23 protein-coding genes are annotated in these 21134 nt (G+C 60.8%); 5 read left to right on the forward strand and 18 right to left on the reverse strand.

The genetic code is table 11. The annotated features are described in order from the left end of the window. The first annotated feature begins 187 nt into the window (after nucleotides 1-187). From soxC to AB7008_RS40355, 4 genes are read left to right on the forward strand one after another with little or no spacing between them, the layout of a single operon-like run. Nucleotides 188-1459 (forward strand): sulfite dehydrogenase, encoded by a 1272-nt coding sequence (gene soxC, locus AB7008_RS40340; RefSeq protein ID WP_304491280.1) that lies wholly within the window; start codon nucleotides 188-190, stop codon nucleotides 1457-1459. Further along, the gene (locus AB7008_RS40345) at nucleotides 1446-1994 is read left to right on the forward strand and encodes a c-type cytochrome (RefSeq protein ID WP_304491281.1); all 549 of its coding nucleotides are present in this window, start codon (nucleotides 1446-1448) and stop codon (nucleotides 1992-1994) included. Before soxC ends, AB7008_RS40345 begins: the two co-directional genes overlap by 14 nt. Before the next feature lie 10 nt (nucleotides 1995-2004). After that, nucleotides 2005-2472, forward strand: a complete 468-nt coding sequence (locus tag AB7008_RS40350) for a DUF302 domain-containing protein (protein WP_304491282.1) — start codon at nucleotides 2005-2007, stop codon at nucleotides 2470-2472. Between the two features lie 32 nt (nucleotides 2473-2504). Further along, nucleotides 2505-2822: a hypothetical protein gene (locus AB7008_RS40355; RefSeq protein ID WP_248879773.1), complete on the forward strand. Its 318-nt coding sequence runs from the start codon at nucleotides 2505-2507 to the stop codon at nucleotides 2820-2822. 1498 nt (nucleotides 2823-4320) lie between these two features. Here the strand turns inward: AB7008_RS40355 and AB7008_RS40360 are convergent. Together AB7008_RS40360 and AB7008_RS40365 are read right to left on the reverse strand one after the other, a co-directional pair. Continuing rightward, a complete protein-coding gene (locus AB7008_RS40360) occupies nucleotides 4321-4473 on the reverse strand; it encodes a hypothetical protein (protein WP_304491283.1) in 153 nt (50 codons plus the stop codon). 1 nt (nucleotide 4474) lies between these two features. Continuing rightward, the gene (locus tag AB7008_RS40365) at nucleotides 4475-4726 is read right to left on the reverse strand and encodes a hypothetical protein (protein WP_152620981.1); all 252 of its coding nucleotides are present in this window, start codon (nucleotides 4724-4726) and stop codon (nucleotides 4475-4477) included. A gap of 957 nt (nucleotides 4727-5683) precedes the next feature. Between AB7008_RS40365 and AB7008_RS40370 the strand changes: the two genes are divergently transcribed. Continuing rightward, nucleotides 5684-5875, forward strand: coding sequence for a hypothetical protein (locus AB7008_RS40370; protein WP_028150075.1), 192 nt, complete (start codon nucleotides 5684-5686; stop codon nucleotides 5873-5875). A 307-nt stretch (nucleotides 5876-6182) separates the two neighbouring features. Here the strand turns inward: AB7008_RS40370 and AB7008_RS40375 are convergent, their stop codons facing one another. The 16 genes from AB7008_RS40375 to AB7008_RS40450 form a co-directional block, all read right to left on the reverse strand. Next, nucleotides 6183-6371: a hypothetical protein gene (locus tag AB7008_RS40375; RefSeq protein WP_244464033.1), complete on the reverse strand. Its 189-nt coding sequence runs from the start codon at nucleotides 6369-6371 to the stop codon at nucleotides 6183-6185. A gap of 357 nt (nucleotides 6372-6728) precedes the next feature. After that, nucleotides 6729-7259, reverse strand: a complete 531-nt coding sequence (locus AB7008_RS40380) for a DUF1269 domain-containing protein (protein ID WP_028160801.1) — start codon at nucleotides 7257-7259, stop codon at nucleotides 6729-6731. 412 nt (nucleotides 7260-7671) lie between these two features. Next, nucleotides 7672-8172, reverse strand: a complete 501-nt coding sequence (locus tag AB7008_RS40385) for a hypothetical protein (protein ID WP_014492584.1) — start codon at nucleotides 8170-8172, stop codon at nucleotides 7672-7674. A gap of 380 nt (nucleotides 8173-8552) precedes the next feature. After that, complete coding sequence (locus AB7008_RS40390) at nucleotides 8553-10478, reverse strand: AI-2E family transporter (RefSeq protein ID WP_304491284.1); 1926 nt, start codon at nucleotides 10476-10478, stop codon at nucleotides 8553-8555. Nucleotides 10479-10721: 243 nt separating this feature from the next. Next, nucleotides 10722-11711 (reverse strand): dihydroxyacetone kinase subunit DhaK, encoded by a 990-nt coding sequence (gene dhaK / locus AB7008_RS40395; protein ID WP_304491285.1) that lies wholly within the window; start codon nucleotides 11709-11711, stop codon nucleotides 10722-10724. A gap of 38 nt (nucleotides 11712-11749) precedes the next feature. Continuing rightward, nucleotides 11750-12175 (reverse strand): hypothetical protein, encoded by a 426-nt coding sequence (locus tag AB7008_RS40400; RefSeq protein ID WP_028160804.1) that lies wholly within the window; start codon nucleotides 12173-12175, stop codon nucleotides 11750-11752. Next, nucleotides 12172-13770 carry a phosphoenolpyruvate--protein phosphotransferase gene (gene ptsP / locus AB7008_RS40405; RefSeq protein ID WP_441260583.1) on the reverse strand — a complete coding sequence of 533 codons (1599 nt, stop codon included), beginning with the start codon at nucleotides 13768-13770 and terminating at the stop codon, nucleotides 12172-12174. Before ptsP ends, AB7008_RS40400 begins: the two co-directional genes overlap by 4 nt. Nucleotides 13771-13775: 5 nt before the next feature. Then, nucleotides 13776-14090 carry an HPr family phosphocarrier protein gene (locus AB7008_RS40410; protein ID WP_441260584.1) on the reverse strand — a complete coding sequence of 105 codons (315 nt, stop codon included), beginning with the start codon at nucleotides 14088-14090 and terminating at the stop codon, nucleotides 13776-13778. After that, nucleotides 14083-14484 carry a dihydroxyacetone kinase phosphoryl donor subunit DhaM gene (dhaM, locus tag AB7008_RS40415; RefSeq protein WP_441260585.1) on the reverse strand — a complete coding sequence of 134 codons (402 nt, stop codon included), beginning with the start codon at nucleotides 14482-14484 and terminating at the stop codon, nucleotides 14083-14085. The genes AB7008_RS40410 and dhaM overlap by 8 nt, the downstream gene beginning before the upstream one ends. Beyond that, nucleotides 14481-15095 (reverse strand): dihydroxyacetone kinase subunit DhaL, encoded by a 615-nt coding sequence (gene dhaL / locus AB7008_RS40420; RefSeq protein WP_441260586.1) that lies wholly within the window; start codon nucleotides 15093-15095, stop codon nucleotides 14481-14483. Before dhaL ends, dhaM begins: the two co-directional genes overlap by 4 nt. After that, a complete protein-coding gene (locus AB7008_RS40425) occupies nucleotides 15092-16099 on the reverse strand; it encodes an ABC transporter ATP-binding protein (RefSeq protein WP_441260587.1) in 1008 nt (335 codons plus the stop codon). Before AB7008_RS40425 ends, dhaL begins: the two co-directional genes overlap by 4 nt. After that, on the reverse strand, nucleotides 16092-17189 hold the full coding sequence (locus AB7008_RS40430) for an ABC transporter ATP-binding protein (RefSeq protein WP_441260588.1): 1098 nt from the start codon (nucleotides 17187-17189) through the stop codon (nucleotides 16092-16094). Before AB7008_RS40430 ends, AB7008_RS40425 begins: the two co-directional genes overlap by 8 nt. A 6-nt stretch (nucleotides 17190-17195) precedes the next feature. Next, a complete protein-coding gene (locus AB7008_RS40435) occupies nucleotides 17196-17408 on the reverse strand; it encodes a hypothetical protein (RefSeq protein WP_041955349.1) in 213 nt (70 codons plus the stop codon). Then, nucleotides 17405-18358, reverse strand: a complete 954-nt coding sequence (locus AB7008_RS40440) for a carbohydrate ABC transporter permease (protein ID WP_028160811.1) — start codon at nucleotides 18356-18358, stop codon at nucleotides 17405-17407. Before AB7008_RS40440 ends, AB7008_RS40435 begins: the two co-directional genes overlap by 4 nt. Further along, complete coding sequence (locus AB7008_RS40445; protein ID WP_014492573.1) at nucleotides 18355-19314, reverse strand: carbohydrate ABC transporter permease; 960 nt, start codon at nucleotides 19312-19314, stop codon at nucleotides 18355-18357. Before AB7008_RS40445 ends, AB7008_RS40440 begins: the two co-directional genes overlap by 4 nt. A 103-nt stretch (nucleotides 19315-19417) precedes the next feature. Next, nucleotides 19418-20764: an ABC transporter substrate-binding protein gene (locus AB7008_RS40450; RefSeq protein WP_028160812.1), complete on the reverse strand. Its 1347-nt coding sequence runs from the start codon at nucleotides 20762-20764 to the stop codon at nucleotides 19418-19420. Nucleotides 20765-21134: the final 370 nt, after the last annotated feature.

Here is a 21134-nt window from a genome sequence, read left to right on the forward strand (position 1 = left end):
GCCGCCCGGCCATTCCACGGAGCGGCCAAGCGCATCTACCGTACGAGCGGGCCGTCCCGCGCATGAGTGGACCAGTGCTCATGGCTTTTAACACATCCTAACGAGCAATCCTCACGGTGTTCGGTCAATGTCACGGCACGAAGGCGGCAGGGATTTCCAAAAAACGGGTTCATCGAGGGGAGATCATATGACGTCCAAGACGCCAGTCGAGTTGTTGCCACGGCCTGCGAATGTGTCGCGCCGCGGCTTCGTGGGAGGCCTGTCGGCGGGCATCCTTGGCGCTGTGGCGTCCGAGGCAGCGGGCGCCGAGACGCTTGCCGACGTCCCCGATCGCGGGCCCGGCGCCGATCTCAGCGCGCACAGCGAACGTTCCCGGTTTGCAAAGCTCGATCGCATTCCCGAGGCCACGCCGGGCAAGCGCAACGTCGATCCCGGCGATGCCATCAATTCCAAGACGCCGCATCAGAAGCTCGTCGGCAACATCACGCCGACCGATCTGCATTACGAGCGCAGCCATTCCGGCGTGCCCGATATCGATCCCGCGCAGCACCGGCTGCTCATCCATGGCATGGTCTCGAAGCCGCTGGTGTTCAGCGTCGACGATCTGAAGCGGATGCCGTCGGTCACGCGCGTCGTGTTCATCGAATGCACCGGCAACGGCTGGGAGAACTGGAAAAAGGCCGATCCTGACGTGACGGTGCAGAACACGCATGGTCTGGTCAGCACCAATGAATGGACCGGCGTTCCGCTTAAATTCCTGATCGACCTCGTCGCCAAGGACAAGGGCTCGAACTGGATGCTGGCGGAGGGTGGCGACGGCGCGGGCGTCGATCGCAGCATTCCCCTCACCGACGAGATCGTGAACGAGGCTTTCGTCGCCTATGGCCAGAACGGCGAGCCGCTGCGGCCCGCGCACGGTTTTCCGATGCGGCTGGTGATGCCGGGCTTCGAAGGCAACCTCAACATCAAATGGCTGCGCCGCCTCAAGTTCGGCACCGAGCCCTGGATGACGCGCTGGGAGACGGCGCGCTACACGCAGCTGCTGGCCACCGGCAAGGCGCGGCAGTTCCAGCTGCGGATGGAAACCAACTCCGTCATCACGCAACCATCGGGCATGATGCAGATCCAGCCCGGCTATAACCGCATCTCGGGTCTTGCCTGGAGCGGGCATGGCAAGATCGCCAAGGTCGAGATATCCACCGACGGCGCCAAGACGTGGAAGCCCGCGCAATTAAGCCAGCCGGTGTTGTCCAAGGCGCAGGTGCGCTTCCAGATGGATTGGGTGTGGGACGGCAAGCCGACAAAGATCGTGAGCCGCTCGACCGACGACCACGGCAACGTTCAGCCGGACCGGCAGTCCTTCATTGCTGCGATGGGGACCAACGCGCTGTTTCACTACAACGCCCAGCAGACCTGGAGCATCGACGAAGCCGGGAGGGTCCGCAATGTCCTCGCATGACAAGCTCATTCTCGCCGGCATCCTCACCGCCGGCCTGCTCACCGAGCCCGCGCTGGCGTTCGATTTCGGCCGTCCGGCAACGCCGCAGGAAATCAAGCTGTGGGACATCGACGTCGGCCCCGACGGCAAGGGCCTGCCTGACGGCAGCGGCACGGCGGTGCAGGGCAAGCAGATTTTCGCCGATAATTGCGCGGCCTGTCATGGCGACAACGGCCAGGGCGGCATCAAGGATCGTCTCGCCGGCGGACAGGGCACGCTCGCCTCCAACATGCCGGTCAAGACCGTCGGCAGCTTCTGGCCCTATGCGACGACCCTGTTCGACTACATTCATCGCGCGATGCCATATCCGACGCCAGGCTCGCTCAGCACCGACGAGACCTATGCCGTCACCGCCTACATATTGAGCCTCAACGGCATCGTTCCCGCCGACGGCAAGGTCGACAAGGAGTCCTTGCCGAAGATCAGGATGCCCAATCGCGACGGCTTCATTCCGGAGCCGGAATTCGACCCGGCGCGATTATTCCGCAAGAAGTGAGCCTGAGATCATGAGGCTCTTCACGCTGGTCGGGATCTTCGCGCTGGTCGCGACATGTTTCTGGGAGACACAGGCAATGGCTACCGACGGACTCATCACCATCAAGAGCAGCTTTGGCCCGCAGGACACCATGACGCGGCTCGAGACCGAGGTGAAGGCCAAGGGCCTCACCGTGTTTGCCCATGTCGATCACGCCGCGGGCGCTGCCGCCGTGGGCCTGAATCTGCGGCCGACCGATCTCCTCATCTTCGGCAACGCCAAGGGCGGCACGCCGTTGATGCAGCAGGCGCAGACCATCGGCATCGACCTGCCGCTGAAGGCGCTGGTCTGGCAGGACGAGCAAGGCGCGACCTGGCTGTCCTACAACGATCCGGCCTATCTCGCCGGCCGTCACGGCGTCGGCGAGCCGGCCAGGACCGCCATCGGCGCGATGACCGCCGCGCTGCATGCGATCGCGACCAAGGCCACCGCACCGTAAGCGCGGCGCGACGGCCGCGCGAGGAGAGGTTCATGAACGTGACCAGCGGGCAACCGGCGCCGCCCAAGGCGCAAGAGAGCAAGCTCGCCCGATGGCTGGTCATCGCGGTGCTGTGCGCGATGCTCGTCGGCGCGTGCGTTCTCGGCTATCTCGGCTGGACCAGCACGGATACCAGCGTGCCGGCGTCCGGCTATGTCGCCCTGGTGCTCGGCGTGGTGTTCTCGCTGGTCGTCGGCGTCGGCCTGATGGCGCTTGTGTTTTACAGCAGCCGCAAAGGCTATGACGAGCCGGTGGTGCTGATCCAGGAGCCGGAGAGCGATCCGGACGATGGACACAGCGGCCCGCGCTGAGCTGCAACGTCGGCCTGTCAAACGGCAGCCTCGTAGGATGGGTAGAGCGCAGCGAAACCCATCGTCTCTCATCAACGCGGAAGCACGATGGGTTTCGCAGGTGTTCTACCCATCCTACGGCCCTGCAGGCGCACCATCGCCTTCTCGCGGCGCATTCCGCCCGAGCTTTGCCTGGTCACTCCACCCTCGAAGCCAAGAGGGCGCAGGGAAGGCCGGGTGCTGACCTCGCACCCGCGGTCCGCTGCGCGAAAGGTAGCGCAAGGAAACCGCACAGCAGCATACAGGTGGTGCCAATCACTCGGCCTTCCCTGCGCGATGGTTGGACGGCTTATGCCGTGCTCTCCCGGGAGCCGAATTCCTTCTGGCCTCCCTCACGCCTGCGAAAGTCGCCGACACCGCGCCGGTTGACGCGACTGCCGCATCCGCAAAGCACTTGACTGTAGCAACGACGGCCAGGACCACACGGTTTTGCCGTACGCACGGCCCGCCATTTCGCCGCAGTTTTCCAGCCCTGTCGACGGAGCCGGAAACTTGCAGACGAGACGAAGCCTGGCAGCGCCGCTCATCCGGCACGAAGTCTTGGGCTCACGGAGAGCAATCCGCCCTGCCCCTGACCTCTCGCGCCCGACGCTGCCGCGTCCACCGCAAGCCCGGCTCGCGACAGTGACGACACAAGATCGCCCCTCTTGGTGAGCCGGGATGGGCGACACATACGCCATTTCCGAATTTCGGCAAAGTGGAATATTTTCGTGGGGAGGGGTTGACGAGGTGGGCCGATCCGATCACGTCGCCCGAGGTCGCGAGGTGGTTTGCTGGGGAAGCCGCCGAAGGGATAAGCCGTGAGGATCGCTGCCATGGCCGTGACTGCCGCATAGTGCCGAGCTTGAGATGCTCGGGGACGACCGTCGTCGCCTCAATTGTGTCGACAAATTACAGTACTGATTCGCCAGTGAGCCAGCGTCTCGCAATCGGTTGGTCCTTTGGCCTCTGAACTCACAAGTCACCGACGCGAGTGGCGTGCAATGGGGCCCGGCCCAGCCGGGCCTTTTGTCCTTTGTGAATTATGTGCACTCACTGCACCCTGGGCCCACCGCGCCGCATCGCGACCGAGGACCTTCGTTGGCGCGAACTCACAAATATTTGGCCTGAATTGCCAAGATACAAACTGCCCTTTTTACTATGGCGACCCAGTTGGCCCAACGCACGGGGTGCACTTCGACCGGGAATCGATGACCAATGCGCGTCTTTTTTAGTTGCTTGTTTTGCGGGGCGCTTCACAGCGCTATCCAAACAAGGCGGCCGGTCGTGGCAAGCGGGCGCTTCGATTGCAAAGCGTGCGGGCAGACACTGCATCGATGGTGGGCCGTATACGACTTTACAGATTGGAAGGGGCCGCTCGACCAGTAGCGGGCGCGGCCTTGCCGGCACTTTGACGACATCACGTCGGCGCCGCTTTGACACTCGGATCGTGCTGCCCAGCGGCACCGAGCTCATCACGTTACCCGATGCGATCCGGCACTTGACGGTGCCGAAACGCGAGCACAAGCACCCGCGCGTACTTCTCGCCGCCACCGCGCTGACCGACGCCGCCGAGGGCCGAACCGCGCAGCGATTGCCTCGGATAACGCTGCGCGCCTCCTATCGTCCGCATCTCAACATATCCTCGGATTGTCGCCATCGTCGCAAATGCGGCCGGGCACGCCCCGGACCGACGGACCGAACCATATTGGAATGCCCTCCCAGACAATCCAGCAGCCGCCGGGGCCAGTATTGAATATATGACAGGGCTTGCCGTGCACCGTGAGGCGCGTTCGTCCGGCTGCGAATTTCTCGCGAGCCACGGCGGTCGTTGTAAGGACGGTGATCGCGATCAATCCAGTCGCCAAGAACTTGATTGTGGTCATCGAGCGTGTCCTTTTGACCCTTGATGAGGGCTCCGACCTTAGCCTGTTTCCTGGGCCAGTGGAGGACCGGATGCGCGTGCTCGTTCGAATCCTGCCTGACGAAGCTCACGGTAGGTAACGGCAAGGACCTATTTGCCCGATCGTCGCAAAGAGTGGCGTTTGGCGCCGGAACGAGGACAAGAGCAAGACGCGCCCCGGCTCTGTGATTTATTGGGCCTCAAGCGCTTCACGCCGCACGATCTCCGCCGAACGGCGGCGACCTTGGCAGGTGACCTCGGCTTCGACGATGCTTGGATCGCAAAGTGCCTCGACCACTCCGCGAGCAAGAAATCGGAGCAGATCGTGCCGACCGTGACGGCTGCTCCGGGACGGCTTGGCCCGTGCGCACGTCGGCGGTCAGGGCGTCAAGTAAAGCGCGAGCCACGCCAGTCGATTAGACTATCAGGCTCGTAAAGAAGGGCCTGGTTATCTCGACGACCGAGGGTTCTCTCTCATCAGGAGTGGCGGCGGTGACAAACTCGCTTTTGCAGTCAAAGCAGCGCCAAAGATCATGGATTTCTTGGGTATTGACGCGCTCACGCCACTCTAGATGGACCAACCCAGAACCACATTGAGGGCATTTTTCTGGATGGGGCGTCGAGAAGATTGATGCCATGCGGAACCTCCCTCGTTTTCGGCGCAGCCTACGACTGTCTGGGCACCTTGGAATTGATCCACAACAAAGAATTTGCCCATTTGCCATCGCCGGGCGGCTTCCAGGTCCGGGACCGTCGAGTGCTGGCGCGCGCCCTCCGCAATTGGGCCTTGCCAGTTGGTACACAACGGGCGGCGATGTGACGCATGTCGAATATGGAAGCCGTGATCTTCATGGGTTGGAACGCCCAGAGCCCGCATAAGGTTAGATAGGATTGCGCACCATCGCGGCAGCCTGACCGCACGCTGGATTGGAGGCAGCACATGAAAATCGTGGACGAAGACGGCGAGATCATCGCAACAGCATCCGATGACCACACTTTAATCGGCGGCCACCACCGCCTCGCAGTGGCGGCCAGCCTCGGTAAAAGACTGTTCTGGCGAGATACCGGCGAACCAGTGAAGCTTGATAACTTCTTCAAGCATTATGGAAGTTCCCTTCGACATACAGCCTGAGCCGCTCGCCGAGCGCACGTTGTTCGGTGCATCGCAACAACGCCAACGAGGATTTTTGCCATCGCGCATTCCTGGTTCAATTTTATGCGGTCCCGGACACAAGGGCGCGCGCGATGTGGCAACGAAGGTTCGAGCGAAAGAAATCAACCGCGACATCTGTCGCAGTTGGGAAGCGCACGGGCAGGAATGGTAACGCCCGCAAGGTGCCGGTCGAGCGGCGCGTCTCGGCCGCCTGCGTCGAGCCTGTGTCACGTCGCGAGATCTAGTCGCTTCAAATGACCAATTGCGCGGGCTCGCCGCCGATCTATCAGGTCTGCCTCTTCACGATTTCAAATCCCTTTGCGTGCAATTCCAGCAGTATGCCCTGTGCCAAGTGCGTGCACTCGTCAGGCTTGATCCAGTGCGGACTTCTCCAATCCGGGTCGTCTTCCTTTGGGTAACTGGTGAAGGCGGAGCGAATGGCGGCTTCGATCACGTCGATGGGATTGTCCGACATCTGCATCCCTCGCGCATTTGGCGAAATAGATCAAAGTCCTGGGAATTAAAGAACAAGCCCAGCCGCACACTCACCCGGCGGCCCTCTCCGTTCAGAAGAACGTCACCGCCATCAATGGTTTGATCTAGGTCAACGCTGTGCCTCGGGCTCAGGCACGTGAACGGATCGCACTAAATCTAGCGCGGTATGATGAATTGCAAATATATTCATACGGCGTGGCCGCGCCGTCCCGGCACTTGCCTCCGGCCCTGAAAGGACCCGGAACCGCACCGATGACCGCACCCGGCGCGGCGTCACTGCGCTAGAGAGGGCTGCGGTAATGCCGAGAGCGGTCGTCGGCAGGCGGTCGCCATCGTTTCAAGCGCCCGGCAAATCAGGAGGCGAAGCCGCCGGTACCGCCTCTTTGACCGCCGCCAGCGCTGCTTGCAAGGCGGCTTCCTTGGTGTGATCGAGAGAAGTCTTTAGCACCGTGCCGCCTTCGCCTTTTAGCTTCTCAAGAACCTTGTCTGCCGTGACTTTGCGCACCAGTACGAAGAGCGCTGCGGTTCCGGGTTGAACGGCGGCGGCGGTCTCTTTCATCCATTTGTCGTTGATGCCGACATCCGTTAAATATCCGCTGAGTGTGCCGGATGCGACGCCAAGGGCAGCACCAGCAAGCGGCATCAAAAAGATCAGGCCAATCAGCGTGCCCCAAAAGGCGCCGGTAGCCGCACCAGCAGCCGTGGTGTTGATCAGTTGATTTAGTTTGATGTGTCCGTTGCTGTCTTTCACGGCGATCACGGCATCGCCGAGTTCGATCAAATACTCCTTCTGCATGGCCAGCAATTTTTGACGAACTTCCTCCGCCTTCGCCTCGGTTGGAAATGCAATTACGACAAGGTCGCTCATCTGTTCTGCTCCTCTACTCGAACGATTGCCGCCCATGCGAGAGAGGATGCGCCCGGTCGCGCGGGACAGGCAAGCCGCTACGGATAGCGCATGACGGCGCTCCGGGCACAACGGGAGGCGGCGGGCACACCCGGCACGGGCGGTAACGCACAGCAGTCAGACGCGCACCAGCGACGCCCCTACTGCGTTCCGGGTCCCTCGGGGGCCAGGGGAAAGTGCCGGGACCGCGCGACTTCAGCATATCTGCAATTTCCGCTTTGCCATTTTTGTATGCTGAAATTCGCTTTAGAGATTCATGCGATGTGCGGCGCACTGATCTGAGCGAGGCGGTGGTCGAGATTGATCCGGCTCGCTTCACGCCCTTCCGTTTCGGCGGCATAGCGGACCATGCCCGAACTTGCCGCTGGCCAAGCTACGCGGTTCGGGATGAACCCTGCATGACCCGCTTGACCACCATGGCCGCGATGCCCGCAAGCACGGCCTTGGCCTGCGGGGACGCAAGTATGTCGATGATCGGGTTCGACGGTTGGGCTTGCTCTTGAGGCTGGGCATCGCCACTGACGAGGATATCCCGGAGCTGACCGGGCTTCCCATGCAGATCGGTGAGCACCTCGCCCAATTCCTTCGGTTCGGGGGCCACTTGTCCCGGAAGAGCCACGCCGCGCGCGGCGGCTCGCTCCTGCAGCATCTTCACGAACGCCGCCCGTTCCTCGGGCGAAAGCTTGCCCAACGCTTCTATCGCTGCCTGCGCGTACTGGTCAGACGGCACGGCGTGTGACACATCACCATACCGTTTGAGAACCTCTTGATCGGAATAACCCTCCGACGGATTTCCTTGTTCGTATCGACCAACGAAATCCCGATACTCTTTCTGGCGTTGCCCACCGCCCATTAACTCGTCAAGGATACCCATGTACAGCTCCTCCTTGCGTGATTAGCTCAGGCTGCCTGCCACCGACAACGACACGTTTCCCTTGCGCGACATACGAGCGATATCGGCGTTACGCACAAGATGCAGGCGAAGAGTGCAGTCGCTCCGATAGTTGCTACTTCCAAGGTAAACCCACGTTGAGAGTATTGACCTAGGTCAAAGGGTCATGGCGGCCGTGCAAACTGAATGTTTGGCTTGTGAGGCGTGAGCGGACATTCCACACGCGTTTCGCATGGCAAATAATTCGCAAGGGTCACCGTCGCGCGGTCCCCGCCCATCCTTTTGCTCTCCCCAGGACCAGGTGACCGATGCGGATGGTCGCTCTGCGACCCCGGCAATCCAAAGGAGCAAAGAATTCGTTTTTACGCCGGAGCAGCTGCCTTCGCCTGATCCGACGCATCAGTTTGCGCGGAGGTCACGTGAACGACTGCTTCCAAGGTTGCACCGAATGACCCGCTTGCCACCAACGCGTTGGAAGCGTTTCCCACCGTTTCTGCGGCTCCCGTTCCCAGCAAAGCGAAGAGGATACGGGTTGCGCCAATCCTTTTACTGAGCCCTCGAACGACGTGCTGAATCTTGGCGGTGGACGGCTGACTCAGATAGCAGACGCATACAAGCGCGGTGTTCGCCAATTCGAGCGAAAGCAATTTCGACATTGATGAAGCATCAGCCTTTTCCGCAATTGCCTGAATCCCGCGGTACCGCAGAAGCTGCGCCAGCACGAGCGCCGTCGCCTCATCGAGTCGCCCGGCACCAGGGATGCAAACGACCGAAATAGACGAGGTCGGCGGCTCCGGAATCAAAGCGTGCTCGGAGCCTGCTCGCTCGAATGTAATGGCAGCTCCCGGGCTCGAGCTTAGGTCCGGGGAACTGGGTCCTGTTGCTTCCACGTCATGGCGTGCCCCCAGTTCAGCGACCAATTCTTCCACCGTTGAGACTACCCGATTTAATCGGTCCTGATCGAGGTGACCCAATTGACGGTCGGCCTCCGCGAGTCTCAGGCCTTTCAAGAGGATGTCGTCGTAATAATTCTCAAGCGACGAGTCATTCAGGTATTCATGCGCCTGTTCCACCGCTTCAATGGGATCTCCCGCCAGCATTCGTTGATAAGCCAGTTGCGGCGGAGTCAGCGGTGGTCGGTCGCCAAGCATAACGTCAAGAAATTTGAGGCGATCGACATGCCGCCCAAGGACGACGAGACAAATTGTCAGGGGCGTGGCCAACACCAGTCCGACCGGCCCCCAAAGCCACGTCCAGAATGACGCGGACAGGATAATTGCAATCGGAGAAAGACCCGAGCTATGCCCAAAAATCAAGGGTTCGAGGACTTGTCCGGCAAGCAGCTCAAGCACGACGAACAGGACCGCCGTAAGTATCAGCATCTGCCAGCCCGGGCCCACCGCCGCCGCGAGAATGAGAGGGAAAACCGAAGATATCAGTGCACCGATATACGGTACAAATCGCATGATCATCGCGACCAGCCCCCATAGCGGAGCCGAAGGGACACCGATGAATTCGAGACCTATGCCTATTGCAAGACCGAACACGCCATTGAACGCGATCTGGGTAAGAAAGAGCTTGCTCAGACGCTTGCCGGCGTCGTCCAGGGCCGCAGTTGTGCGTTGAATATCGGCTGATCCAGCCAGTCGGACAAGCCGATTCCTCAAATCTTCCCGTTGCAGCAGGACAAAGACAACAAAGATCACGACGATCCCTGTCGTCGTTAAAGGTGAGATCAGTGGCTGGATGATTGCGCCAAACGTCGACAGAGCACCGGGATCCGGTTGCCTTACCTCAACGGGTATGGGTATCGGCTTGTCTGAGGGCTGCTTGGTGAGTTCGCCGCCAGCAGGTCGCCCGGCCCCATCTCGATTCTGCAACTCTGTCTTCAATTCCTTCAGAACCGTCGACGCCTGCTCCAATGTTCCAGAGCCGTCGCCCATCAAACCGCGCAGACTTTCGATTTTGTCACTCAATGTTTGTTGATAGCCAGGCAGCTTGGCGGCAAGCCGGGTCGCCTGCGAAACCATAAGACCGCCCAGACTAAATATGATCGAGAATCCGATGAAGACGACCACCAGCACAGAAACCGTGCGCGGAATTCGCCAGGAACGTAAGCGCATCACGAAGGGCGCCAAAACGAAGCTCAGGAGAACCGCTAACGCGAAGGGAACAAAAATTTCGCGGCCGAAATAGAGCGCAGCAATTGTCAACGCTGCGACGGCCATATTCGTCAGGACGGTCCCCCTCGGCTGCGCCAATCTTATTTGAGGAGACTTCTCTTCCATGGCGTGGCTCATTCATCCCATGCGTGGGCGAATTCTCCTTCGCGACACCATCGTACACCGAATTAACTTGTTCCGACAGCCCGGGCATGTCGTTCGATGTCGCTAGCTCGTCTCATAGCGCAAGATCACCGGGCATTGTCGGCAGCGCCCTTTTTTGGCTCGATCGCAGCGGAACTGATCGATCGTTCGGCGGGCGTCGATCACGGCGATGTGTTCCGGATAGGACGGCGCGGTGAAGCGAAATCAGACGCCCCAACGCAGAGCTGCGGTCTGCACCGGGGCATCCCATAATGTCGTCGCCTTGCTATCGAGCACAGATACGGTGATCGAGACACCGGCCATGTCGAGGGATGTGACGTAGGAACCGGTCAGGAAGCGCGTCACCGTGATCCCCGCGCGATCCAGAATCCGCTTTGCGGCATTGACCATCAAATAGAGTTCGATCAGGGGCGTCGCACCAAATCCGTTAATGAGAAGCAGCACCTCACTGCCCTTGCTCGGCGCAAGATCCTTCAGGATCGCGTCGAGCACCTCGGCGGCGATCGCATCGGCGGAAGCCAACGGTACCCTGCGCCGGCCAGGCTCGCCATGAATGCCGACGCCCATTTCCATTTCATCGTCGGCCAACGTGAAATTTGGCCGCCCGGCGGCCGGCACAGTACATGGCAATAGCGCGACGCCCATCGAGCGCGTACGCCGGTTGACTTCATCGCCGAGCGCCTTGAGCGCGGCAAGCGGCATTCCGGTCTCGGCGGCGGCGCCGACCATTTTTTCCACGATCAACGTTCCCGCGACGCCACGACGACCAGTCGTGTAAGTCGACTTCTCGACTGCCACGTCATCGTTTGTCACCACACTCGCAACCTCTCGGCCGGCCATCTCGGCTGCCATGGTGAAATTCATCACATCGCCTTCGTAGTTCTTGACGATGAACAGCACACCTGCGCCGGTGTCGACGGCCTCTGCAGCCTCGATCATCTGATCTGGCGTCGGCGAGGTGAAGACCTGGCCAGGACAAGCCGCGTCGAGCATGCCCAGGCCGACAAAGCCCGCATGCAGCGGCTCATGTCCCGAGCCGCCTCCCGAAATCAGCGCGACCTTGCCCGGTTTCAACGTGCGACGGCGCACAAATTTGCGCTCGGCGCCGAGCAGCAGGATATCCGCGTGCGCTGCGGCGAGGCCGTCAAGACTTTCTTCGAGTACGGTATCGGCGCTGTTGATCAGCTTTTTCATGAGCGTTCTCCCAGTCCGGTCTAAGTTCGATTCAATGGCTAACCGACGCTTTCCGCAAAGCGCGCGAGCTGCGCGGCCAAATCCACGATGAGCTGCTCGAGCGCACGATTCTTCTTGTCGTCACCGAGTTCAGGAACGGTCACCGTAATGACACGCGTGCGCGCTTCGCGGTGGGGTGCGCGCAGTCTTCCGGGGTGCGCGCGGCCATACGCATCGAGAAATGCCGCACGCTCGGCGCTGGACAGATGGCAGACGTCGAAGATGACCGCGACATGCTTCGCCGGGATCGGCACCAGATAAGCCGGATTCGTGATTTGACTCACGAAAGAACGATTCTTGCCCAGCGCCGCCGCAAGCTTCAGGCGCGTCCCCGAGGGTCGATTGTCGAGTACCTTTCGCAGGATTATTTTGTATTCTGCGACATTCTTGTCACCGGGCGTGTCCTTGCCGACATCGTCCTTCATGAACTCACCTTTGCGATTGCGGCCTTGAGCCGTGCGACGGCAATCGGCGACACAGAGAGAGTTGTCAATCCGGTCGCGAGCAGCGCCGCCGTCAGATGAGTGTTGGCCGCGGCGTCGCCACAGAGCGAAACCTCGACGCCACGCTTCAGCCCGGCCTCGACGGTCGCGGCTATCAGTGCCAGCACAGCCGGATTGCTGGTATCATTGAGGTCAGCGACTGCGCCGATGTCGCGCGCCGCCGCCATGGTGTACTGGGTTAGATCGTTCGAACCGATGGAATAGAATGCAGCGCCAAAATCCGCTGCACGGAGCGCCGCCGCTGGAACCTCGACCATAATGCCGAGCGGCGGGCGAGCGCAGGCAACTCCTTTCGCTTGGAGGGCTGTGAACTCCGCGTCAAGTATTTCGTTCGCGCGGTCCAATTCCGACGGCACCGCAACCATGGGCAGCATCACTTTCAGCGTGCCATGGACAGCCGCACGGCAGAGCGCGCGGAGCTGCATGCGAAACACCTCCGGCCGCGCGAGCGAGAGGCGGATACCGCGGAGGCCGAGAAACGGATTGCTCTCACCTTCGACCGTCAAACCGGGAACCTGCTTGTCGCCGCCTGCATCCAGGGTCCGGATCGTCACCGGCTTATCTTGGGCCCAGACGAGAATGTCTCGATAGACCCTGTATTGCGTTTCCTCGTCCGGCAGGCCGTGGGCCGCCTCGAACAGGAATTCCGTGCGTACAAGGCCGATGCCGTCGCAAACTGCTGGATCAAGGTTTGCAAGGTCTTCAGGCCCGGCGACATTGAGCAGAATCGTTATCCGCCGACCATTGGCGACGAAGGCAGGCGCAAGGCTGGTCGCCTCGGCGACAGCCAGCTCGGCCTTCGCAGCCGCCATACGCAGCTCAAAGAGACGGATGGTCTCCGGCTCCGGATCGAAGATGACCCTTCCGGCGTCGCCGTCTACCAGCGCCAGGACTGGTGGTTGTCCGTGCCACGACAACGGACCTAATCCAACGACCATCGGCGCCCCGCGCGCACGCGCCAACATGGCGACATGCGAGGAAGGTGAGCCGCTGGCCAGCGCGATCGCGCCGCCTTGCGACCAGTCAGTCGCAAGAAAGGTCGAAGGCGTGATATCTTCAGCCGCAACAATCGAACCGCCCGCGACTCCGGCGACAACGTCCACGCCGCCCAGATGCGCAAGCACGCGATCGCGGATATCAACGATATCAACGGCCCGGGCACGGAAATATTCATCCTCAGCCGCGCGATAGCCGGCGATCTCCAGGTCGAGTGCCCGGCGCCAGGCATGGTCGGCAGCGATCCCGATCGCGATAAGTTCATATGCCGTATCTGTTAGTGCATCGTCTTCCAACATGGCGGCCTGGAACTCCAGAATGTCTGCCGCCTCACTCTGAATCATCTTGATCTGCTCGGCGAGTTGCGCCCTCGCCCCCCCGATCGCCGCCCGCAGAGCTGCAGCCTCCTGCTCCGGATCTTCGCTCGCCATTCGCCCGGCCACGGCCGAAGTCAGCACGGCGACCGGCCCGAACGCGAGGCCCGGCGATGCGGCACGGCCGATAAGTTGGATCTCTGCCACTGCCGTTAAGCCTCGCCAAAACCGTCATGCACAAGCGCAAGCATGGCAGCAAGCGCCACCTCTCCGTCCGGTCCGGTGACCCGGAAATGCAGCGTCGCCCCCCGCGGGGCTTTCACACGCATCACCTTCACCGGACTCTTGGCATCCGTCCAAGGCCCGTCTCCAGAGAGGGCGAGTTCGATCTTTGCGGCAAACCTCTTCGCACACTGCGTGAGCTTGACCGACGGCCGCGCATGAAGTCCGACCTTGTTGACGAGAACCGCCGAGGCGGTCAGCGGCACCGACGTCTCACCTGCCCGGCTGGCGTGGGCTTCATGCATAGAATTCCTCCGCGCTACGCTTGACGGCTGCGAGCGATGAGCCACCCGAGGATTCCGTCGCTGCAATCACCGCTCCTTCGACCACCGGAGCATTGCAGACGACGACGCGCGCCCTTCGATCTTCAGCCAACATTTCCACCGCCATCTCGGAATTTGTCTCCGCTCCACCGAGATCAACGAGCACAGCCACACCTGCTGCGGACCACGCCGCCTCGATCGCCTCCAGGATTCCAGCAACATTCGTGCCGAGCCCTCCATCGACATCGCCGCCGGTCCAGGCGAGCGGCACCGCATTGCCTACCATCTGACGCACCATATCTGCCGCGCCTTCCGCTATCTTGGGCGAATGTGAAACAATGACGATTCCGACATTGCCGCGATCTTGACTTTTCATAACCTTCCCTCGAATTCCAATACTTTGGCTGCAGCGCCGATCAACAGGGACACTGAGCGTGAACCTGGGTCCATGTGACCAATCGAACGTTCGCCGAGAAAAGAAGCCCTGCCGCGAATGGCGAGCATCGGCGTTGTGCGATCGGCCGCCTGCGCTGCCTCCATCGCAATCGCCCGCGCATCGCCACCCGCGGCCAATACCGCTTGCACCGGTACCAGCACGTCGAGCAAGGTCTTCTGCCCTGCTTCTGAACGTCCACGTGCCTTCACGGCGTTGATCGCCATATCCGCCGCCGCGACGAACTCGGCACGTGTCGGCTGCTCCGGAAGCGCCTTACCCAGCTCCATAAAGAAAGTCCCGACCAATGGCCCAGAGGCCCCGCCGACCTTCATGACCAGCGTCATTCCGATCGACTTCAGCATTTCCGGCAGTGATTTGTCCGCAAGGCCGGGCAACGTCGCGAGCACGGCTTCGAAACCGCGCTTCATGTTCAACCCATGATCGCCGTCACCGATCGCCTGATCGAGGTCGGTCAGCTCATCGGCGTGCTGGATCACCGCTTCCGCAAGCGCTCGCACCAGCTCTTCCCTAGAGGCCCGATCGAGACTCATGCTGCGACCCTCCTGCCGGCCGCGTCGAAGAACAGCGGCTTGTTGAGGCGTAGTGACACCACGTCGCCGACATCCAACGTGATCTCAGACTCCGCCAACGTCACGACGGGTTGACCACCGAGATCCAGGTGCAAATGACTCTGGTCGCCGAGATGCTCGACCCGCGTGACGGTCGCCGACACGTCTCCGCCATTGCGTGTGATAGCCAGGTGCTCGGTACGCGCGCCGATGGTCTTGGCGCTCGACGGAGCGCCCGCGAATAGACCGGCCGGCAGCAGGTTGATCATCGGCTGGCCGAGCCGGGCAGCGACATAGGCGTTGACCGGGTTCTCGTAAATCTCGCGCGGCGTGCCGATCTGCATCAGTCGCCCGGCCTCCATCACGCCGATGCGCGATGCCATGGTCATAGCCTCGGTTTGATCGTGGGTGACGTAGAGGATCGTTGCGCCGAGATCGATCTGGATGCGCTTAAGCTCCAGGCGCATTTCACCGCGCAGCTTGGCATCGAGCGAGGAAAGCGGCTCGTCCATCAGGTAGATCGAGGGCGAGCGCACCAGAGCGCGGCCAATCGCAACGCGCTGCATCTGCCCGCCCGATAACTGGGTCGCCTTGCTGTGGAGCTTGGCCTCGATATGGAGAAGACGCGCAACCTGTTCGACCTTTGCGCGAATTTCGGCCTCCTGCAGGCGCCGAGTCGGCGCGCGTAGCGCAAAGGCCATGTTCTCGAACACGGTCAGATGCGGGTACAACGAATATTGCTGGAATACGAAGGCGACGTCGCGATCCGCCGGCGCATCACTGGTCACATCGCGTCCGTCGATGCGGACCGAACCGCTGTCGGGCGCCTCTAATCCGGCAACGAGACGCAGCGTCGTCGTCTTGCCGGCGCCGGTCGGCCCCAGCAACGCAACGAATTCGCCATCTCCAATGGTGAGGGACAGATCGACGACGGCTTGCGTGTTGCCAAACGCCTTGGAGACCGCCTCGATCTCGACTTCAGCCATGCTTGCCTCCCTCGTGCAGTGCGGTGCGTATTGCCCGTCCCGACCCCTGGTCGAAGAGCGACAACGTATCGGGCCGAAAATCGAGCCCGACATTCATCCCGATCCGAAAGGGCATGCTGGCGGGCGAGCGGGCCTTGAGAGCGCCGTAAGGCGTCGTCACCGTCACGATCTGTGTCGTGCCGAGATATTCCGACCCATAGATCTCGCCCCGCACCGTGCCGCTATCGGAAAAACGCACATGCTCGGGTCTGACACCCAGGACAAGGTCGCTCTCCACCAGAGCCTCGCGCGCGGTGGGTATCGCAACGTCGCGATCCCCGAGCCGGATCGCCTGCGCCCCGGCTCGCAGGCTGCCGCGAAACGGCAGGAAATTCATCGCTGGAGAACCGATGAAGTCCGCGACGAAGAGCGAAACAGGCCGATCATAAATGTCGCGCGGACTCGCAATCTGCTCGACCACGCCGTTGTTCATCACCGCAATCAGGTCCGCCATTGCCATGGCCTCCAGTTGATCATGCGTGACGTAAACGGTGGTCGCACCAAGCCGGTCATGCAGCGCGCGCAATTCCTGTATCATCGCCTCGCGCATCTCGGTATCGAGCGCTCCGAGCGGCTCGTCCATCAGGAAGCACTTCGGCTTGCGGACGATCGCCCGCCCAAGCGCGACGCGCTGACGGTCGCCGCCGGTGAGGGTCGAAACCGACCGATCAAGGAGGTGGGAGATACGCAGGATCCGAGCGGCCTCCACCACGCGCCGGTCGCACTCCGCGGCTCCGATCCCCTCGCATTTGAGCGGAAAGCCGATATTGCGCCGGACATTCATGTGCGGATAGAGCGCAAATAGCTGGAAGACGAAGGCGATATCTCGCGCGGAGGCACGGTTCATCGTCACGTCCTCGCCGTCGAGCCTGATCGTGCCGGATGTCGGCAATTCCAGCCCTGCAATCATCCGCAGCGTTGTCGTTTTGCCGCAGCCGGACGGCCCAAGCAGACAAAGGAACTGGCCGTCATCCACCGTAAAGCTCGCGCCCTTGACTGCGTGAAACTCTCCAAAGGATTTGTTGAGCGCTTCAACCCTGATCTGTGCCATCGAGCGCTACTCCCGGACCTTCGAGACGATTGTGAACATCACCGTCCCAAAGAGAGTGACCGCGAAAGACCAGGAATATAGCGTCAGAAAAAACGGCTGCATCAGCATGACCACGCCCGCGGCAATGATCGCCGTCGCGATGGCCTCTAGCGGACCGCGCCGCAACATTCTGCTCGTCAGGCTGACGCGCGGCATTGACGTGTTCACATCAAGGTTCATTTGCGGACGGCCCCAAAGGTAATGCCGCGCAGAAGATGCTTGCGAAGCAGCACCGTGAACACGACGATCGGCACAAGAAAGATCGTCGTACCGGCGGCTACGGCCGGCCAATCCTGGCCGCCTTCGCCGATAATGATCGGAATGAATGGGGGCGCGGTCTGAGCGTTGCCAGAGGTCAGAAGCACGGCAAAGGCGTATTCGTTCCACGCAAAAATCAGGCAGAAGATTGCCGTTGCGGCAATCCCGGTCGTCGCCTGCGGGAGAACCACCTTCACGAATGCCTGGAATCGCGTATAGCCATCGATCATTGCCGCTTCTTCGTATTCGCGCGGGATTTCATCGATGAAGCCCTTGAGTAGCCAGACAGCGAGCGAGACGTTCACCGAAGTGTAGAGCAGGATCATCCCGAGACGGGTATCCGATAGCCCGACGGTCCGGTACATCAGGTAGATCGGGATCGCGACCGCGATTGGCGGCATCATTCTGGTCGACAGAATGAAGAACAGGAGGTCGTCCTTGAGAGGCACGCGGAAGCGCGAAAAACCATAAGCCGAGAGCGTACCGAGCGCGACGGCAAGCACCGTCGAGCCAAAGGCGATAATCAGCGAGTTGATGAAGCGAGGTACGTAGTTAGACGGCCCGGCGACAACCATGTTGCGGCTGCGCGCGATGTTGTCACAAAGCCCCTGCGGCGGCCCCAGCGTCTGGATAAACTCCTGGGTCTGGCGCGAGCGCGTTGTGAAGACGTTACAATAGCCTTCGAGGGAGGGCTTGAAGAAGACCTTCGGCGGATAGGAGATCGCATCGTCAGGCGACTTGAACGAGGTGAGCACGATCCATATCAGCGGAACCATCGTTATGATGGCATAGAGTATGACGAGCAGGCCGGCAAAGCGGCGAGTGCCGGTCGACGGTTCGACGACTGAGTGGGCTGCATTTGAGACGCTCATCGGCTTTTCACCCGGTTCAGCGCCTTGACGTAGATGTTAGCAAGGCCAAACACTGTGACGAACAGAATGATCGCAAAGGCCGAGGAATAGCCGGTTCGCCAACTCTCAAAGGCCGCGCGCTTCAATGTGATCGAAGCGACTTCCGTGGTCGAGCCCGGCCCTCCTCCGGTCAGGAGGTTGACCATGTCGAACATCTTGAAATTCTCGATCCCGCGAAAGAGCACCGCGAGCATGATGAACGGCAGAGCCATCGGCAGCGTGATCGACCAGAATTGCCGCCAATTCGACGCCCGGTCGACCTCCGCTGCCTCATAAATGTAATCCGGGATCGACCGCAGCCCCGCCAGGCAAATCAGCATTACGTAGGGCGTCCACATCCAGGCGTCGACGATGACGATGGCCCACGGGCTGAGGGTCACGTCTCCCAGCATCTGGAACGACGAAGCGCCGCGCCCCGTGAAGAAGGCGACCACGTAGTTGAACAGCCCGATCTGCGGCTGATAGAGGAAGGTCCAGAAATTGCCGACAACCGCTGGTGAGAGCATCATCGGCAACAGAATGATCGTGGTCCACAGGCCATGGCCACGGAATTTCTTGTCGATCAGGAACGCAAGGCCGAATCCGAGCACAGTCTCGATCAGCACGGTCCAAACCACGAAATGCGCCGTGACCTGCATTGCCGCCCAGATATCCGGATCGGTCAGGATCGACTGGTACCAATCGGTCCCCAGCCATAGCGTCGGCGCGTTCGGCCGATTGGCGCGGTAGTTGGTAAATGACAGGTAGATCGTCCATACCAGCGGGAAGATGTTGATCGCCAGCAGCAGCACGATCGTCGGTGTGATGAAGAGCCATGCGAGCGCCTGGTCCGAAAGGCCGCGGATACGACGTATCACGCCTGGTCGGATCGGGACGGCCCGGTAGGTGATCTGCGACGAGGTACTCAAATCGTTCATGGCCCTGGTCAATCCTGGCGTCGCGATTGTCGACAATGCGACGCCTGCGGGTTCTACCGAAGAGAGCCTGGAGCGCGCTCGACGTGCGCTCCAGGCGTTTGCCCTAGAACTTCTTGCCTTCTTCTTTGAAGATCGCCTTCCAGTCCTTTACCAGGCCATCGAGCGCTTCCTGCGCGGTGCCCTTGTCCGCCACCACGTAGTCATGCACGCGCTTCTGTTCGGCTTGCAGGAGTTGGGCATAGGAAGGCTCGGCCCAGAAGTCGACGACCATTCCCATCGACTTCAAAAACTCGCCGGCAAACGGCGCGCTGTTCGGGAAGCCCGGATCGTTCAACACTGACTTGGCGCAGGAATAGCCGCCGAGCGCCCACCACTTCTTCTGCACATCTCCACCGGAGAACCATTTGATATATTGCAGCGCCTCGGCCTGGTTCTTGGAATAAGAAACGACCGAGATACCCTGCCCGCCGAGCTGCGTCGCCCGGGTCGCGGGGCCGGCGGGATTGCTGAAGAAGCCGATCTTGTCCCCACCGACGTTCGGATCCTTGTAGAGGCCCGGGAAGAAGGCGAAGAAGTTCATCTGCAGCGCGACTTGCCCCGACTTGAACGCATCAAGCCCTTCGGACATGTAGGAGTTGGATGCGCCGGGGGGCGTACAGCACTTGTAGAGCTCCTTGTAGGCCTCGAGCCCCTTCACGGCGCCGGGCGAATTGACGAACCCGTCCATTGAATACGGCTTCTTCGGATCCTGATACTGGAAGCCGTAATCATAGAGATAGTTCGACACGCCCATGGTGATGCCTTCCGAGCCCCGCTCGGTATAGATCGAAGCGCCATAGACCTTCTTGCCGTCGATCTCGCGGCCCTGGAAGAATTTTGCGATGTCGCGCAGTTCATCGAGCGTCTTCGGCACGGCGAGATCGCGGCCGTACTTGGCCTTGAAATCCGCCTGGATCTCAGGCCGCGCAAACCAGTCTTTGCGATAGGTCCAGCCCACCGCGTCACCCATGGCGGGCAGCGCCCAATAGTTCGGGCTGTTCTTCGGCCACTCGGAATAGCCGACCACTGTCGCTGGCATGTAATCGTCCATGCTGATTCCTTCCTTTGTGAAGAAATCGTTGAGCTTGACGTACTGACCGTTCTCGGCGGCGCCCCCGATCCATTGCGAATCCCCGATGATGAGATCGCACAGCGAGCCATGCGAATTGAGCTCGTTCAGGAAGCGGTCGGCATAGTTGGTCCACGGCACGAACTCGAACTTCATGCCGACGCCGGTCTTGGCGGTGAAATCCTTCGACAGTTCGACCAGGGCGTTGGCAGGATCCCACGCGGCCCAGCACAGCGTGATGGTCTTGGCCTGCGCATGCGCGGGAGTAGTCCCCACTCCGACACCGAACGAGGATGCGAGAACTCCGAACGTAGTAAGAAGCGCCTTCACTGTCTGTTTCATAACGCTTTCCCTCTCAGTGGGGCCGGCCATCGACATGGCGCGACTCTCCAACCCGCTCGAATGCTTCGAGCAGAGCGATACAGTCCTTCACGGGCCGAACGACTAAACGGACGTTTCCTCGCGCCTGTCTGGATTCTTAGGGATTCAGCCAAGCTCGATTTGTTTAGTGAAACACTATATACTAAACATTGCAAGCACGCTCTTGAGTCTCTCGGTCATGGTGCCCCTCGCGAAATTGAGGCAGCAACCATGCGCTCAACCGGTACAGATCTGCGCCACCTTAAGTTACGTGAGGGACTTTGCGTTCGAGCACGGCTGCCTCGACCTGATCCGCAAGAACCGTGAGATGGCTGGCTCTAGAGACGAATAC

This window comes from Bradyrhizobium sp. 521_C7_N1_3 (assembly GCF_052075975.1).
Lineage (GTDB): Bacteria > Pseudomonadota > Alphaproteobacteria > Rhizobiales > Xanthobacteraceae > Bradyrhizobium > Bradyrhizobium japonicum.